This is a genomic window from Idiomarina sp. UBA3162, assembly GCF_002364475.1.
Classification (GTDB): Bacteria; Pseudomonadota; Gammaproteobacteria; order Enterobacterales; family Alteromonadaceae; genus Idiomarina.
In genome coordinates this window covers 1-470 of record NZ_DEYI01000090.1, presented here as the reverse complement: position 1 = coordinate 470, position 470 = coordinate 1, and the positions used below count along the sequence as shown (strand labels likewise).

General features: G+C 47.7%; 1 protein-coding gene. It reads left to right on the top strand.

Going from position 1 to position 470, the window contains the following annotated elements; all coding sequences use genetic code 11:
- Positions 1–470: S1 RNA-binding domain-containing protein (locus tag B2X00_RS10910; protein WP_290487578.1), on the top strand; the 470-nt coding region annotated here is incomplete at both ends.

Below are 470 nucleotides of genomic sequence, written 5' to 3'. Positions count from 1 at the left end.
TTAAAGGCGTTATCAACGGTAAAGTTAAAGGTGGTTTCACTGTGGATCTGGGTGGCGTTCGCGCGTTCTTGCCAGGTTCATTGGTTGACGTACGTCCAGTACGTGAAACTGCACACCTTGAAAACAAAGACCTTGAATTCAAAGTTATCAAGCTTGATCAGAAGCGCAACAACGTTGTTGTTTCTCGCCGCGCAGTTATCGAGAAAGAAAACAGTGCAGAGCGTGAAGAGCTTCTTGAGAACTTGCAAGAAGGTCAAGAAGTTCAAGGTATCGTTAAGAATCTTACCGATTACGGTGCGTTCGTTGACCTTGGCGGCGTAGATGGCTTATTGCACATCACCGACATGGCTTGGAAGCGCATTAAGCATCCAAGTGAGATTGTAGAGGTCGGGCAGGAGATGGATGTCAAAATCCTGAAGTTCGATCGTGAGCGCAACCGTGTTTCACTGGGCCTCAAGCAGCTGGGTGAA